The organism is Paramuribaculum intestinale (assembly GCF_030759015.1).
Classification (GTDB): domain Bacteria; phylum Bacteroidota; class Bacteroidia; order Bacteroidales; family Muribaculaceae; genus Paramuribaculum; species Paramuribaculum intestinale.
On record NZ_CP098825.1, the window covers coordinates 2,182,409 to 2,197,680 of the forward strand.

Annotated in this window: 11 protein-coding genes; 5 read left to right on the forward strand and 6 right to left on the reverse strand. The window is 56.9% G+C overall.

Annotation, left to right across the window (positions count from 1 at the left end; all coding sequences use genetic code 11):
• Positions 1-283: 283 nt before the first annotated feature.
• The 3 genes from NF347_RS09915 to NF347_RS09925 all read right to left on the reverse strand — a co-directional run bounded on the left by NF347_RS09915 (position 284) and on the right by NF347_RS09925 (position 2,767).
• The gene (locus tag NF347_RS09915; RefSeq protein WP_107035941.1) at positions 284-1,414 is read right to left on the reverse strand and encodes an N-acetyltransferase; all 1,131 of its coding nucleotides are present in this window, start codon (positions 1,412-1,414) and stop codon (positions 284-286) included.
• 109 nt (positions 1,415-1,523) lie between these two features.
• Positions 1,524-2,345 (reverse strand): protein kinase domain-containing protein, encoded by an 822-nt coding sequence (locus NF347_RS09920; protein ID WP_107035940.1) that lies wholly within the window; start codon positions 2,343-2,345, stop codon positions 1,524-1,526.
• Positions 2,346-2,389: 44 nt separating this feature from the next.
• Positions 2,390-2,767: a DUF5640 domain-containing protein gene (locus tag NF347_RS09925; RefSeq protein ID WP_107035939.1), complete on the reverse strand. Its 378-nt coding sequence runs from the start codon at positions 2,765-2,767 to the stop codon at positions 2,390-2,392.
• 126 nt (positions 2,768-2,893) lie between these two features.
• Here NF347_RS09925 and NF347_RS09930 point away from each other — a divergent pair, with 126 nt between their 5' ends.
• The 3 genes from NF347_RS09930 (at position 2,894) to NF347_RS09940 (ending at position 5,843) form a co-directional block, all read left to right on the forward strand.
• The gene (locus tag NF347_RS09930; RefSeq protein WP_107035938.1) at positions 2,894-4,420 is read left to right on the forward strand and encodes a GH3 auxin-responsive promoter family protein; all 1,527 of its coding nucleotides are present in this window, start codon (positions 2,894-2,896) and stop codon (positions 4,418-4,420) included.
• Between the two features lie 16 nt (positions 4,421-4,436).
• On the forward strand, positions 4,437-5,138 hold the full coding sequence (locus tag NF347_RS09935) for an SIMPL domain-containing protein (RefSeq protein WP_107035937.1): 702 nt from the start codon (positions 4,437-4,439) through the stop codon (positions 5,136-5,138).
• A gap of 117 nt (positions 5,139-5,255) precedes the next feature.
• Entirely contained in the window at positions 5,256-5,843 is a 588-nt protein-coding gene (locus tag NF347_RS09940; RefSeq protein ID WP_107035936.1) for a rubrerythrin family protein, read from the forward strand.
• Positions 5,844-6,119: 276 nt separating this feature from the next.
• Here NF347_RS09940 and NF347_RS09945 read toward each other — a convergent pair whose 3' ends face one another.
• From NF347_RS09945 to NF347_RS09955, 3 genes are all read right to left on the reverse strand, one after another.
• Positions 6,120-9,326, reverse strand: a complete 3,207-nt coding sequence (locus tag NF347_RS09945; protein ID WP_107035935.1) for an efflux RND transporter permease subunit — start codon at positions 9,324-9,326, stop codon at positions 6,120-6,122.
• A gap of 58 nt (positions 9,327-9,384) precedes the next feature.
• Positions 9,385-10,512: an efflux RND transporter periplasmic adaptor subunit gene (locus NF347_RS09950; protein ID WP_237613011.1), complete on the reverse strand. Its 1,128-nt coding sequence runs from the start codon at positions 10,510-10,512 to the stop codon at positions 9,385-9,387.
• 64 nt (positions 10,513-10,576) lie between these two features.
• On the reverse strand, positions 10,577-11,989 hold the full coding sequence (locus NF347_RS09955) for an efflux transporter outer membrane subunit (protein WP_161553795.1): 1,413 nt from the start codon (positions 11,987-11,989) through the stop codon (positions 10,577-10,579).
• A gap of 203 nt (positions 11,990-12,192) precedes the next feature.
• Between NF347_RS09955 and typA the strand changes: the two genes are divergently transcribed.
• The gene (gene typA / locus NF347_RS09960; protein WP_107035933.1) at positions 12,193-14,001 is read left to right on the forward strand and encodes a translational GTPase TypA; all 1,809 of its coding nucleotides are present in this window, start codon (positions 12,193-12,195) and stop codon (positions 13,999-14,001) included.
• 35 nt (positions 14,002-14,036) lie between these two features.
• Positions 14,037-15,269, forward strand: a complete 1,233-nt coding sequence (locus tag NF347_RS09965; RefSeq protein ID WP_107035932.1) for a sigma-54 interaction domain-containing protein — start codon at positions 14,037-14,039, stop codon at positions 15,267-15,269.
• The last annotated feature ends 3 nt before the right edge of the window (positions 15,270-15,272 follow it).

The following is a 15,272-nucleotide window of genomic DNA, read 5'->3' on the forward strand; positions in this document are numbered from 1 at the left end:
TTTTGCAAAGTTAGAACCAATTTTTCAAACCTGCAAATTTTTAACATTCTTTTTTTACTTCGGCCGCCTTGCGGCATCGCCTCTGTCAGCCTCCGAGACCGTCGCGACCGCTGTCGCTTGGTTTGTTTCTCAAAAGCGAGTGCAAAGGTAGACACTTTTTCAACAACCACCAAATTTTTACAACACTTTTTTCACGAAAAAAGTTGAACAAAAATCCCGAAAACCGCCCCATCAGCTGACTGACAGAGTATTATCGCGATCAAAAAAAATGCCCTGCGCGATATCAGAGATCACGACGGAATGCACGCCGACGCCTATGCTGCCGGCGCTCGAAATACTGCCACTGCAGCTGCACGCTCGCATTGTCGGCAAGCTCAAGATTGCTCTCGGCAAACTTATAGCCATTCTTTATATAAGTAGGCAACAGATCCGCAAAAACCATCGCATTCACTCCCATATTCTGATATTCGGGACTGACGGCGACAAGCATAAGATCGACAACATCGTTTTTGCCGTGGATCGCCTTGAGCAGATGATACCAGCCTAAAGGCCACAACCGTCCACCCGACCGCTGAAGAGCACGCGAGAACGACGGAATTGAAATGCCGAAAGCCACAAGCTTGCCATCCTTATCCACGACAACGCTTATGCAGTCAAGGCGCAGAATGCCCAGATACTTGTCGATATAATAGTCGATCTGACGATCCGATAACGGCGAATAACCATAAAGACCGTCGTAGGCCACATTTATAAGATCAAAGATAGCCCTGCCGTAATCCGCTTTCAGACGGCTGCGCGACGTATAGTGCAGCGTCTTGAATCCATACTTGCGCTCTACGAGCGAAGCTATCCTAAGATATTTGTCGGGCACACTGTCGGGCACCGTCATACGATACTCCACCCAGTCGACATCGGGCTTATAGCCCATGCGCTCCATGTGCACGGGATAATAGGGATAATTGTAAATCGTGGCCATAGTGCCAAGTTCGTCGAAACCGTCGATTAGCATTCCCTCGTGATCCATATCGGTAAAGCCCATCGGTCCCACCATCTCAGTCATGCCACGCTGACGGCTCCACTCCTCGGCCGCACGAAACAGCGCATCGACCACTTCCGCATCGTCGACGAAATCAACGAAACCGAAACGAGCCTCCCTCTTCCCTGTGCGCTCATTGACCACACGGTTGATGATAGCCGTTATACGCCCAGCCGGGACTCCGTCGCGCAAAGCCATAAACGACTGCGCCTCGCAAAAATCAAAGGCCGGATTTTTCGACGGCATCAGGGTTTCGATCTCCTCGAATATCAGAGGCGGCACATAGCAGTCATTGCCGCGATACAGGTCTATGCCAAACTTCACATATTTTTTCAGCTCCTTGCGGTCAGGGCTGACAGACCTTATTTCTATTGACATAAGCAACTCTCAAAAAAAACAGTTGATATCACTACAATCATCAGTAACCCGTGGCTCGCTGCGAGTCAATCAAGAGTGAACAAACAACGAACCGGGGACAACATGCATATCAATGCTGACCGAAACCAAACCACGACACGGCCAGCTGCGGCACTAACGTCAACGACGACGGACGATGTGGCGCCACACCGGAATTAAACCACACGAGCAGAGCTATCATAACAAGGAGAAACACGATGATAGCCATATACAGGCGGTTGTCGGATCGCGACGCCAAGGCCATACGCAACTCGTGAACCGAACGATAGCGGTCGCGCGGATTCTGCGACAGGCATTTGTCGGCTATGCGCCGCAGCCTGGCCGGAGAGCCCGGCACCACGTCAGTCAGTTCGCGTAGCACCTTGCCAAACATATATATATCTTCAGAAGCATCGGCCGGAGTCAGATGCTCACGCTGATCAAAACCCACATCAATGAGCTTCAGATTGCCGATATTCTCGGTAAATACTATTGTTTCCGGACGCACCGGGAAGTGCACCACATGATTGCGCTGTATATAATCGAGAGCATCGACAAGCTGCGTGCACACCTTCTCGACATGTTCCGGCCCCGCCTTACCCGAATCAATAAGCTTACGCAGCGAATCGCCATAAACATCGTCGGTGATGATACATAATCCCAGACCGGGCACTTCCTCCAGATCGTTGATCATCACAATACCCGGATGGGCAAGGTTGTAGCGCACGTCAAACTCCTTCTCAAGCATGGCCTGAAACCGCGGATCGTCCTTATAGGCCGCCTTGAGAGTCTTGAGCATCACCCACTTGCCATGCTTTTTGGCCGTGTAGACGTCGTAGTACTCCTCATCCCACTCGGGAAGAAGCTCCAGCTCGGTCCACTTCTGCGCAGCACAATGATCTGCTTCACTCATTCATGATTGGTTTAAGTAGTTACATTAGAGGCCGGGGCTGCCGCTCAATACATGGCAAACACCAGCTGACTTCCGGTATCGACATCGGTAAGATACAGATTGTTGCCGTTGACAGCCCAGAGATACATCCAGTCCTGTCCGTCGGCAAACGAGATGTAGAGAGCCGTTCCATCGGTATCCCAATAGATGTCGTAGGTATATGACTGCCCCCAGTTGTCATAGTCAACATACTGCCCCGAGCCGTCGCCGTAGAACGAGAATATGTTCTGATCCGTATCGACCGGGCCATATTCGTCGGCCACAAGAACCCAGTCGCCTATCAGCGGCGACCAATAATAATCGTTTTCGTCGCTGCAAGAGCCGAAAGTCACTATAGCTACTGCAATGGCAAGCAGCCTCAGGCAATTGGACAATGCTTTCATCGGGCAATCAATTACGAGTGCAAAATTAAATAAAATTTCAATACAACATTAAAACACACCGCCGCCTAATTAGGTTTTGTCGACAAACAGTCAAAAATCTCACGGCTTTTTTCTAATTTTGTCAATATGAACATCACACGTCTGCTTACACCGTTTTTCGCCGCCAGAGCCCGACGCACGCTCCGATCAGCATCCGATCCGGAGCTGGTGCAGCTCCGACAGCTTAAAAAACTCATTGCCAACGGACGCCGCACCCTTTGGGGAGACTCCCATCATCTACAGCAGGTGGCCACCTACGACGACTTCCGCGAAGCCATGCCTGTCACCTCCTACCCAGACATCCGGCCCTACGTCGAGCGGATGATCGCAGGAGAGCCCGACATACTGTGGCCCGGTCCCTGCCGACGGTTCGCACAGTCCTCAGGCACATCCGACGGCAAAAGCAAATACATCCCCGTCACCGACGACTCCCTGCGCCTCAACCACTACCGCGGCGGAGCCGAATCCGTGGCCCACTACCTCAACCATCACCCCGGCAGCCGACTGTTCGACGGCAAAGCCTTCATACTCGGAGGCAGCTTTGCCAACGAACTCCACGGCACTGCGCCCGGAGTGAAGGCAGGCGACCTCTCGGCTCATCTAATTGAGAGAATCAACCCGCTCGTCGACCGCATCAGGGTGCCGTCGCGCGCCACTGCCCTCATGCCCGACTGGACAGCCAAACTCCCGGCGCTTGTCGACGAATCGATCCATGCCGACGTCACCAACATATCGGGCGTCCCATCATGGTTTCTCACCGTCATCCGCCGGGTCATTGAGCGCGCCGGAGCATCGACCATCCACGACGTATGGCCCCGCCTCGAAGTATTCTTCCACGGAGGCATCGCCTTCGGACCCTACCGCAGCCAGTATGAAGAGATCACCGACCCCGGACGGATGCACTATCTGGAAACCTACAACGCTTCCGAAGGATTCTTCGCCGTGCAGCACTCTCCCGACGCACCCGGCATGATGCTCCTCACCGACGCCGGAGTATTCTATGAGTTCGTGCCGCTCGGCGCGCCTGACTCCGAAGCCATTCCCGCATGGCTCACCACACCCGGCCAAAGCTACTCCCTGCTGCTGTCGGCCCCCAACGGGCTATGGCGCTACCAGATCGGCGACGTCGTAAAGGTGGTGGCCACCGATCCGTTGCAGATAGTCATCACCGGACGAACAAAACACTATATCAACGCGTTCGGAGAAGAGGTGATGGTTCACAACACCGACGCAGCGCTTGCACGCGCATGCGCCGACTGCCGCTGCACAGTGGCCAACTACACCGCCGCACCCGTCTTCACCACCTCCGCCTCACGCGGACACCACCAATGGCTGATAGAATTTGACCGCCCGCCCGCCGACATCGACGCATTCGCCACCACACTCGACCGACGGCTCACCGAGCAGAACTCCGACTATCAGGCAAAACGCGCAGGCGACATATTCCTCGCCCCACTCACCGTCACCGTTGCACACCATGGGCTCTTCGACCGATGGCTCGCATCGACCGGCAAGCTCGGCGGACAGCGCAAAGTGCCACGCCTGCAGAACGACCGCACCCTCATCGACGACATGCTGCGGCTCAACAACGACCAGACATTGAAAACCACATAAACTAAACACTAACGACATGAAACCAACAGCAATCATCGCATCAGCGATCATCGCACTCGGCCTGCTCGCGCTTGGCCTCTGCATCCGTTCAGGAATAGACTTCGCCGCATCACGCGACCGCACGGTCGACGTCCGCGGACTCGCCGAACGCGAAGTGCCCGCCAACGTCGTCACATGGCCCATAATGTTCAAAGAGGTCGGCAATTCACTGCCCACTGTCTACGCCAATGTTTCGGCCACCAACCAGCGTATCGTCGACTTCCTCAAAGCCAACGGCATCACCGATCAGGAAATATCCATCGGAGCGCCTAAAGTGCAGGACCTCACCACCGACCGCTACAACAACCAGCCCCTCCCCTACAACTACGCCATCACATCGGTGGTGACCGTAAGCTCCGGTAAAGTCAAGGAGATCCATGCCCTCATCAACCGGCAGGGCGAACTCTTCGCACAGGGCATAGCCATCACAAACGACTACAACTACCAGATCACCTACGACTTCACCGACCTCAACTCCATCAAACCGGAGATGATAGCCGAAGCCACAAAAAACGCCCGCGAGGCCGCCAAGAAATTTGCCGACGACTCCGAATCGTCGCTCGGCAAGATCAAGACCGCACGCCAGGGACAGTTCACCATCGACGACCGCGACGCAACCACTCCCTACATCAAGAAAGTGAGGGTCGTCACCTCGCTCACCTACTATCTGGAAGACTGACCGCCTACGGCATCAGGTATCGCTGTCAGACCGAAGCCATGATGATGAACATTAGCCGGCCGCACTACGTTATAATGTGACAAAAACAACGTATTTCAGACCAAAACACAACTCATCATGGCTAAAAAGAAAAAATCCATCAAAGGCACACGCACCGAACAAAATATCGTGCTGGCCTATCTCAACGAATCGCAGTCATACGCCCGCTACACATTCTATGCCAAGCAGGCCGACAAAGAACTGTACTTCCCGATTGGAGTGATTTTCCGCCAGACAGCCGAAAACGAGTTCAACCATGCCAAAGTCTTCTTCAAGATGCTTGAAGGCGGAGTAGTCGACGCCAAAGTACCCACCGACGCCGGCATCATCGGCGACACCGCCACCAACCTGAAGATCTCCATGGGCGAAGAGGCCAACGCCGGAGTGAAAGGCTATGAGGAAGCCGCCAAGACTGCTCAGGAAGAGGGATTCCCCGAGATCGCCGAGCACTTCCTCGCGATAGCTAAAGCCGAGCAACACCACCTCGACCGCTTCACACGCTATCTCAAGATGGTGGAGGAGGGCACTGTATGGAAACGCGACCACGCCATCCGCTGGCAGTGCCTTGTCTGCGGCTACATCTTCGAAGGCAACGAACCCCCGAAGGTATGCCCCGGATGCGACCATCCCTACCAGCACTACATGCCCCTTGACGAAGACGACTGATCCATAACGGCCACAATCAAGCGCCGAAAGATCCGAGAACACAATCATGGCCAAGTGTCGAAGCCAACAGTCCGACACTTGGCCATGATTTTCATTTCTACAATCTTCGACTTACAACAATAAACCGAAGTAAGCCAAAAGGCACTGACAAACGTATGTTTTTCCACCACCCACCCTCACCTACGCTATCGCATGAACATCACTGCAAAAGGAATGCCCCATCCCGTCCCGGCCACCTATGCAGTCGGGGTGGGATGGGGTATCAGAGAGCAGGTATCAGACTGCGCCGGAGCCGGCTTCATCATCGTCGCCACTGTCACCGTCATGACGCGTCACCGGGGGCAACGCCGTGGTAGGCGTGGAGAAAAAGCGCGACAGATGGCGTTCGCGGAAGCGCTCGAGCAGCTCCCAGAAGTTGGGCACGAACAGCGTTCCCACCAGAGCGTTGACAGCCATGCCGAACGCTACGGCGGTGCCAAGAGAAACACGGCTCGCCGCACCCGCACCGGTAGCGAACAGCATCGGCATCACACCGAACACAAATGCCAGCGCCGTCATCATTATCGGACGGAATCTCACCCGTCCGGCACGTATGGCGCTTGATCGAATATCCATGCCCGAACGGCGGTAGTCGATGGCATACTCCACGATCAGTATGGCGTTTTTTGCCGACAGCCCGAGCAACAATATTATACCTATCTGGGTATAGACCGATATGCTCTGTCCCATCAGCAGACAGCCTATGACGGTGCCGAGTATGGCTGTGGGCATAGATATCACCACAGCCACAGGATCGGTCAGACTCTCATATTGGGCGGCGAGCACGAGCAGAGTGATGACCACGGCGAATATCAGCACCAGAGCCACCGTCACCCCGCCCTGCGACTCCTGATAGGCCTCGCCGGTCCACGCGTAGGAATATTCATCGCCGAGAGTGCGCTCCACTATCTCCTCCATGGCCTCTATACCTTCAGAGGAGCTGACCCCGTGAGCCGGAGTGGCGGTTAGCGAGGCCGTGGAATACATGTTGTAGCGCGACACGTTGCTCTGCCCGAACGACGGCTCCACAGTCATAAACGACGAGAACGGCACCATCTCGCCCATCGAGTTCCTGACACTGAGCTTCAGCACTCCGTCGACACGCGAGCGCGCCGCCTCATCGCCGGCAAGATTGACCTGATAGACACGGCCGAAGTCTGTGAAGTCATTGATATACGACCCGCCCATATAGGCCGACAGAGCCGAAAACACATCGGACACTTCGAGCTGCTGCATCTTGATGCGGTTGCGGTCAACAGTCAGTTTATACTGCGGTATGGCACCCTCGTAGAGCGACGTCACCGACTTGATACGGGGATCAGTCTCGGCCGCACGCTCCACATCGGCCAGAGCCTGCTTCATCTGCTGCGGGCCGAGATTGTTTATGTCGAGCAACTGCATCTGAAGGCCGGAAGTCACTCCGAGCCCGGATATGGCGGGCGGATTTATGCCGAACACCACCGCCTCCTGAATGTCGGCGCACGCGGCATTGAAGCGGTCGATCACGGCATCCACACCTTGCGACCGGCCACGGCGCTCGCTCCACGGCTTGAGAGTGACAAACAGCGAGGCGTAATTGCTCGCGCTGCCGCCTCCGATAAACGACATGCCGCTCACCGACATCACCGATTTCACCTCCGGAATCCGCGCAAGTCGCTCGTTGACCTGAGCCACGACTGCGTCCGTGCGGTCGATCGATGCGCCGGTAGGAAGCTGTATCGAGCCCATGAAATAGCCCATATCCTCCTGAGGGATATACGACGACGGCATCCTGACAAAACCCCAGAAAGCCAATGCCGTCAACGCGAAATACAGCCCGATAGCCGCCCACGGACGCCGCAGGAAGCCGCCCACTATACCTACATACAGCTTGAGAGTGGCGGCAAAGCCGCGGTTAAACCACTGATAAGGCTTGAACTCCGTCGGTTTGCCTTTACGCAGAAACATAGCGCACATGGCCGGAGTGAATGTAAGGGCGTTGAAGCCGGAGAAGGCCGTCGACACAGCTATGGTCAGTGCAAACTGCTTGTAAAGCTCGCCTGTAATACCGCTTATGAAGGCCGTAGGAATAAACACCGACAGCAACACAAGCACCTCGCCCACCACCGGACCCTGGAGTTCGGTCATAGCTTTCTCGGCGGCCTGACGCGCGTTGAGCTTGCCCTCGTCCACCAGACGCGAACAGTCCTCAACCACCACTATGGCGTCATCCACCACTATGGCTATCGCCAGCACAAGTCCGAACAGCGTCAGAGTGTTGATCGTAAAGCCCATAAGCTTCATCACCGCGAAAGTGGCTATCAGCGACACCGGAATCGTGATCATCGGTATGACTACCGCCCTCCAGCTCTGGAGGAAGACAAGTATGATCAGCATCACGATCAGAGTGGTTTCGACAAACGTCACCAGCACCTCGTCGATCGACGCCGTGACGAAATCGGTAGTGTTCATCAGCACCTGATAGTCCACACCCTCCGGAAAATATCGCTCCAGCTCATTCAGCTTCTTCTCCACGGCCTTGGCCACCTCCAGCGAGTTGGCGCCTGGTGTCTGGTAGATGCCGAGCAATCCGGCCGCACTACCCGACACGAGAGCCGACCCGCCGTAACTCTGGCTGCCAAGCTCTATGCGGGCCACGTCCGACAGATGGAGCATCTCCCCCTCCGGAGTGGTCTTGATGACGATGGAACCGAACTCATCGGGAGTCGTCAGGCGTCCCTGTGCCGTAAGCGTAAACTCAAACTGCCCGTCCGACGGCGTAGGCGGCGCACCTACAGATCCGGCCGAAACCGCCATATTCTGCGATTCGACAGCTTCCATGACATCGTCGGGAGTGAGTCCGCGCACGCGCATCTTCTCCGGATCCAGCCATATCCTCATGCTGTACTCTCCTGCTCCGAACGCCTCCACCTGACCCACGCCGTCGATCCTCGACAGCTCGTCGACCAGATTAAGTTTGGCATAATTGGTGAGATAAAGAGCGTCGTAGTGATGATTGTCGGCCGTATCATTGAGCAGACCGACAAACAGTATGACGTCAGTGGAGCGCGACATCACCGACACACCCTCCTCCTTCACCGCCGTGGGGAGAGTCGCCTCGGCTATGGCCACGCGGTTCTGCACCTTAACTGTGGCCATATCCAGATCGGTTCCCGTCTCAAAAGTCACCGTGAGCATATACGACCCGTCGGAACTGGAGCTGGAACTCATATACATCATACCTTCCACACCGTTGACCTGCTCCTCGATAGGCACGCCCACGGTAGTAGCCACCGTTGCGGCGTCGGCTCCGGGATAACTGGCGGCCACCATCACCGTCGGAGGCGTTATGTCGGGATACTGAGCCACGGGAAGAGTCTTTACAGTCACCACGCCCGCCAGTATCATCACCACGGCTATGACTATGGCGAATATCGGACGCTCTATGAAGAAACGGGAAAACATCGCGTATGGTAATTAATCGGATTTGTCGCTGAAAAAAAATCGTGAATCAGGCCGGAGGCTACTTGCCGGTCATAACAGGCCTGACCTCCAGACCCGCCCTCACCTTAAGCAGGGCTTTGGTGACATAACGATCGCCGGGATGCAGCCCTTCGGTCACAACCCGCATCGTGTCGTCGACCAGACCGCCGGTCTTCACCGGAGTATATACCACCCGGTTGGAATCGTTGACCGTATAGACATACTTCCCGAGCTGGTCGGTAGCGATCGACGCGTCCCTGACAAGAAGGGCATGGCTGTCGATATCCTCAGGCAGCGATATGGTGGCATACATGCCCGACCGCAGTTCGCCGTAAGGATTGTCGACCACCGCACGCAGGTGCATCGTTCCGGTGCCTGTATTCACATCGGGCGAGAGATAATCCAGCCGTCCGCGGTATTCATGTCCCAGAGGTTCGTCGAAACGCATCGGTATCGAATCGCTCCCCGCTATTCCGTCGGTGCCGACCCGGGTGTTCATACGCATGAACGACGACTCCTCTATGTAGAAGTCGGCATACATCCGCGTGTTGTCATATATCGTGGCCAGCTTCACCGGCTCCCCCTCTCCACCTACGTAGGCGCCGACATTGACATCGGCGGCCGACACCGTTCCGGCAAACGGAGCATGGACCGCGCAGTATCCGAGATTGGTGCGCGCAGTGCGCAACTGCGCCTCGGCGCTCTTTATCGCCGCTGCGGCCTCCTCGTAGGCGCTTTTGGCCTGCACCACCTCTATCTGCGACACAGCGTCGCTCTCCAGAGCCTTCTTCATCGCCTCGTATTGCCTCATGGCATAGTCGTAGGTGCTCCGCGCGGTCTGAAGCTGCGCCTCGGCCTGCCCTACGGCGTCGCGATATTGCGTATCCTCGATGGTAAACAGCAAAGCACCCTTGCCGACCGTGCTTCCGTCGGTATAGTTCTGCGACCGCAGATAGCCGTTGACACGACCCACCACGTCTACACTGTTCACGGCCGTGAGCGTGCCGGGATAATCCTTGTATATCACCACAGAGTCCTCTATTACAGAAGCCACATCCACCTGTGGCGCATCGGTCTGCGCCGACCGTTCATTGCTATGGCACGACGGCAGGCATGCCACTGCCGATGCAGCCACCACTGCCGCCATTGTTCTCAGAGTGTGTTCCATCAGTATTTTCGTGTGTTGTATTTTACCTATAATTTCATTCCGTTTAGCAGCGCCCGACACGTCTCTACCGCCCCACTGCCCATCCGCCGCCGAGAGCCTTATAGAGATTGACAAGTGCGGTCAGTGACTCTCCGCGCGCCTCCACAGCCTCGTTGTTGTATTGCAGCAGAGTGATCTGCGCCTGCGCAACATTTATGAATGCGTCAAGCCCCTGCTTGTAGCGGTCGAGCGACAGATCGGCAGCTTTCTGTGCCGCCTCGGTCACCTTATGCAGACTCTGCTCATAGGCCACCGCATTGGTGTAGCTTATCAGAGCGTCGTCCACCTCCTGCACAGCCGTCAGCAGCGTCAGATTGTAGGCGTCGATCGATGCGAGCATCTGTTCCTTGACCGACGCCACGGCCGCCCGGCGTGCGAAGCCATCGAATATGGTCCACGACAGCTGCGGAGCTATCGTATAGGTCATACTGCGGCGCGTCATCAGGTCATCGAGCCGATGAGCCGATGTCCCGATCGATCCAGCGAGCGACAATACCGGCATAAAATCCTTCTTCGCCACCCCCACGGCCGCTGCGCTCACCGCAAGCTGCTCTTCGGCGGCCACCACGTCAGGACGCCTCCGTAGCAGATCGGAAGGCACGGTCGCCGGCACGAGCATATCGACCTCAGGCAATGCGGCCGGGGCGCTCAGCCTCCCGGCCATCTCGGCGGGCATCGAGCCGGTAAGCAGCGCCAGAGCGTTGACCGTCACCGCCACCGACGTGCGCAGCGACGACAATGAGGCCAGCGTGGAATAATACACCGTCCGCGCCTGGCTGACATCGAGCATGGAAGCAAGTCCGGTATCAAACCTCGCCTCGGTGATCTTCATCACCTTGCGCTGCTCCTCGACATGATCGAGCGTCACTTCGAGTTGGCGCTGAAGAGTGCGCAGTTTTATGTAGGAAGCGGCTATCTGGGCGCACACGCTTATGCTGACAGAGGCATAATCGGCACGCGACGCACGGTATGACGCCTGCTGCATCTCCACATCCTTGCGTACCTTGCCGAACACGTCAATCTCCCACTGCATGTCGACTCCGGCCGAAAAATAGTCGACCGTGACAGCATCGCCTTCCCTGACATTCTCGTCGCCCGACTGCCGGATCTTATTCCATCCGCCGGAGACCGACAGCGACGGCCAGAAGGCAGAGCGTGCCTTGGCCACCGACTGGCGCGCTATGGCTATGCGGCGCCCGGCCTTAAGCAGATTGAAGTTGGCCCGCTCACCCTCCGCTATCAGGGAGTCGAGAAGCGGATCGCCAAATAGGCGCCACCACTGATCGTCGGTTGGAAATTCCTGCGTCGTTTCCGGCTCGTAGAGCCATCGCTCGGGCAGACTGTCGGCGAGCGTCGACAGATCGTCGCGTCCGTATGCGGCCATGCTCGTCAGCATCATCACAGCCATCAGCCAGATATGAAAAGGGTGTCTGTTCATTTCCATCATAGTTGAAACATCAGAATTATAACCCCCGCGCCACCCCGACGGTTCGCTCGCACTCCGCCACTCCGCCATCCTCTCCCTCCCGCTGTATGCTTTGACACCTGACCTGTTCGCTTTTTTAGACATTCTCTTAGGCGAGGGGTGCTGATATGTGACGATTTTTGTGTAATTTTGCGCCCGAATATCAAAGAGAATTTATGCAAAACATCAGAAACATAGCTATCATAGCCCACGTAGACCATGGCAAGACCACCCTCGTGGACAAGATGCTACTCGCCGGACACCTTTTCCGCGACAATCAATCCACCGGCGAGCTCATACTCGACAACAACGACCTCGAACGCGAAAGAGGCATAACGATACTCTCCAAAAACGTCTCCATCACCTACAAAGACACCAAGATCAACATCATCGACACGCCCGGACACGCCGACTTCGGAGGCGAAGTGGAGCGTGTGCTCAACATGGCCGACGGATGTCTGCTTCTCGTCGACGCCTTCGAAGGCCCGATGCCGCAGACTCGCTTCGTGCTCCAGAAAGCCATACAGCTCGGCCTGAAGCCGGTGGTGGTGATCAACAAGGTCGACAAGCCCAACTGCCGTCCCGACGAGGTGCAGGAAATGGTGTTCGATCTGATGTGCAACCTCGACGCCACCGAGGAACAGCTCGACTTCCCGACCGTCTACGGATCGGCCAAGCAGGGATGGATGAGCGACGACTGGCAGAATCCCACCGACAACATCACCCCGGTGCTCGACGCCATAATAAAATACATACCCGCGCCCACCACCATAGAGGGCCCGGCTCAGATGCTCGTCACATCGCTCGACTTCTCGAGCTATGTGGGACGAATAGCCATCGGACGCGTGCACCGCGGCGAGTTCCGCGAAGGTATGCCCATCGCCCTCTGCAAGAAGGACGGATCCGTCATCAAGCAGCGCATCAAGGAGCTGCACGTGTTTGAAGGCATGGGACGCAAGAAGGTGCAGAGCGTCAAGAGCGGCGACATATGTGCTCTCGTAGGCATCGAAGGGTTTGAGATAGGCGACACCGTAGCCGACGCCGAGACACCCGAAGCGCTACCCCGCATAGCCATTGACGAACCTACCATGTCGATGACATTCACCATCAACGACAGCCCCTTCTTCGGCCGCGACGGAAAGTTTGTCACATCGCGCCATATCGCCGACCGACTGACCAAGGAACTCGACCGCAACCTTGCGCTCCGTGTCAAGAAGGCCGACCATGAGGACGTATGGACCGTCTTCGGCCGCGGCGTGCTCCACCTGTCGGTGCTCATCGAAACGATGCGCCGCGAAGGCTACGAACTGCAGGTAGGCCAGCCGCAGGTTATCGTCAAGGAGATCGACGGACGCAAATGCGAGCCGGTGGAGCTGCTCACCATCAATGTGCCCGAAGAATACTCGTCAAAGATGATCGACATGGTCACCCGACGCAAGGGCGAACTTGTGTCGATGGCCACACAGAACGACCGCATACATCTCGAATTCCATATCCCCTCGCGAGGCATCATCGGCCTGCGCAACAACGTGCTGACCGCATCGGCCGGAGAAGCCATCATGGCTCACCGTTTCCACGAATACCAGCCATGGAAGGGCGACATAGAGCGCCGCACCAACGGATCGCTCATAGCCATGGAAGCCGGAACAGCCTATGCCTACGCCATCGACAAGCTGCAGGACCGCGGCCGCTTCTTCATATTCCCGCAGGATGAGGTCTATGCCGGACAGGTCGTGGGCGAGAACGCCAAGGACAACGACATAGTGGTCAACGTCACCAAGTCAAAGAAGCTCACCAACATGCGCGCATCGGGCGCCGACGACAAAGCCCGCATCGTGCCCCCCGTGGTGTTCAGCCTTGAAGAGGCGCTCGAATACATCAAGGAGGACGAATATGTGGAGGTGACCCCCAACCATATACGCCTGCGCAAGATACTCCTTGACGAGATCGAGCGCAAACGCGCCGCGTCAAGAGCCAATTCCTGAACCGACACCGAACACCCCGACACGTGAAAATCTCCATGCCCCCCGAAACACCCGCCGAAGTGCAGCAGGCAAAGATGCGCTTCGGCATCATCGGCAACGCCCCAGCGCTGACGGCAGCCATAAGCCGTGCGGTGCAGGTGGCGCCTATCGACCTGTCGGTGCTCGTCACCGGCGAGAGCGGATCGGGCAAGGAATTTTTCCCCAAGATCATCCACGCTTTCAGCGCGCGCAAGCACGCCCGCTACATAGCCGTCAACTGCGGCGCCATACCCGAAGGCACCATCGACTCCGAACTGTTCGGACACGAAAAAGGAGCTTTCACCGGCGCCATCGGCTCGCGCAAAGGCTACTTCGAGGAGGCCGACGGCGGCACGATATTTCTCGACGAGGTGGCCGAGCTTCCGCTCACCACACAGGCCCGTCTGCTGAGAGTGCTCGAAAGCGGCGAATTCATCAAAGTCGGATCGTCGACAGTGCAGAAGACCAACATCCGCGTGGTGGCCGCCACCAATGTCGACATGCTCAAGGCCGTCGAGGAGGGTCGCTTCCGCGAGGATCTGTACTACCGCCTGTCGACAGTCAACATCGCCGTGCCCCCGCTGCGCGACCGAGGCAACGACATAATGCTTCTGGCACGCAAGTTTGCATCAGACTTCGGCGAGCGCTACCGCATGCCGCCGGTGACATTCTCCGACGAGGCCCGCGGACTGATGATGCGCTACCGCTGGCCGGGCAATGTCCGCCAGCTCAAAAACGTCGTGGAACAGACCGCTCTGTTCGATGCCGGACGCGAAGTGACCGCCGACGACATAGAGCAATACCTGCCGGCCGGAGGGCCCGTCTACACCCCGGTGATCGCATCGGCGCCGTCCCACACCTACGACCGCGAGCGGGAGGCGATCTTCAACATGATCTTCCGTATGCAGAAGGAGATCGACGCGCTCCGTGCCGAGATCGAGAAGCGCCCCGCGCCCGCACAGCAGATAGCCACTCCGGCCTCGGAAGTCAGAGAGATGCCGATGTCGCTCGTCCACTACCATCATCCGGCTGCGCACACCAGCACAGTAGAGGATATAACCGCCGACGACATAACCGCTGCCGGCTCCGCCGCGACACCGCAGCCCTCGCTCACGCTTGAGGATACCGAGCGCGAAACCATAAGGCGCTCGCTCGAAAACAACGGAGGCCGACGCAAGGCCACTGCCCGCGAACTCAACATTTCTGAGCGCACACTCTATCGCAAAATCAAGGAATACGGACTGGAGTGATCC

Coding starts and splice junctions, on each gene's coding strand:
- NF347_RS09955 (WP_161553795.1), bottom strand. CDS start 11,989: ATGAACAGACACCCTTTTCATATCTGGCTGATGGCTGTGATGATGCTG.
- NF347_RS09950 (WP_237613011.1), bottom strand. CDS start 10,512: ATGGAACACACTCTGAGAACAATGGCGGCAGTGGTGGCTGCATCGGCA.
- NF347_RS09940 (WP_107035936.1), top strand. CDS start 5,256: ATGGCTAAAAAGAAAAAATCCATCAAAGGCACACGCACCGAACAAAAT.
- typA (WP_107035933.1), top strand. CDS start 12,193: ATGCAAAACATCAGAAACATAGCTATCATAGCCCACGTAGACCATGGC.
- NF347_RS09965 (WP_107035932.1), top strand. CDS start 14,037: ATGCCCCCCGAAACACCCGCCGAAGTGCAGCAGGCAAAGATGCGCTTC.
- NF347_RS09915 (WP_107035941.1), bottom strand. CDS start 1,414: ATGTCAATAGAAATAAGGTCTGTCAGCCCTGACCGCAAGGAGCTGAAA.
- NF347_RS09930 (WP_107035938.1), top strand. CDS start 2,894: ATGAACATCACACGTCTGCTTACACCGTTTTTCGCCGCCAGAGCCCGA.
- NF347_RS09945 (WP_107035935.1), bottom strand. CDS start 9,326: ATGTTTTCCCGTTTCTTCATAGAGCGTCCGATATTCGCCATAGTCATA.
- NF347_RS09925 (WP_107035939.1), bottom strand. CDS start 2,767: ATGAAAGCATTGTCCAATTGCCTGAGGCTGCTTGCCATTGCAGTAGCT.
- NF347_RS09920 (WP_107035940.1), bottom strand. CDS start 2,345: ATGAGTGAAGCAGATCATTGTGCTGCGCAGAAGTGGACCGAGCTGGAG.
- NF347_RS09935 (WP_107035937.1), top strand. CDS start 4,437: ATGAAACCAACAGCAATCATCGCATCAGCGATCATCGCACTCGGCCTG.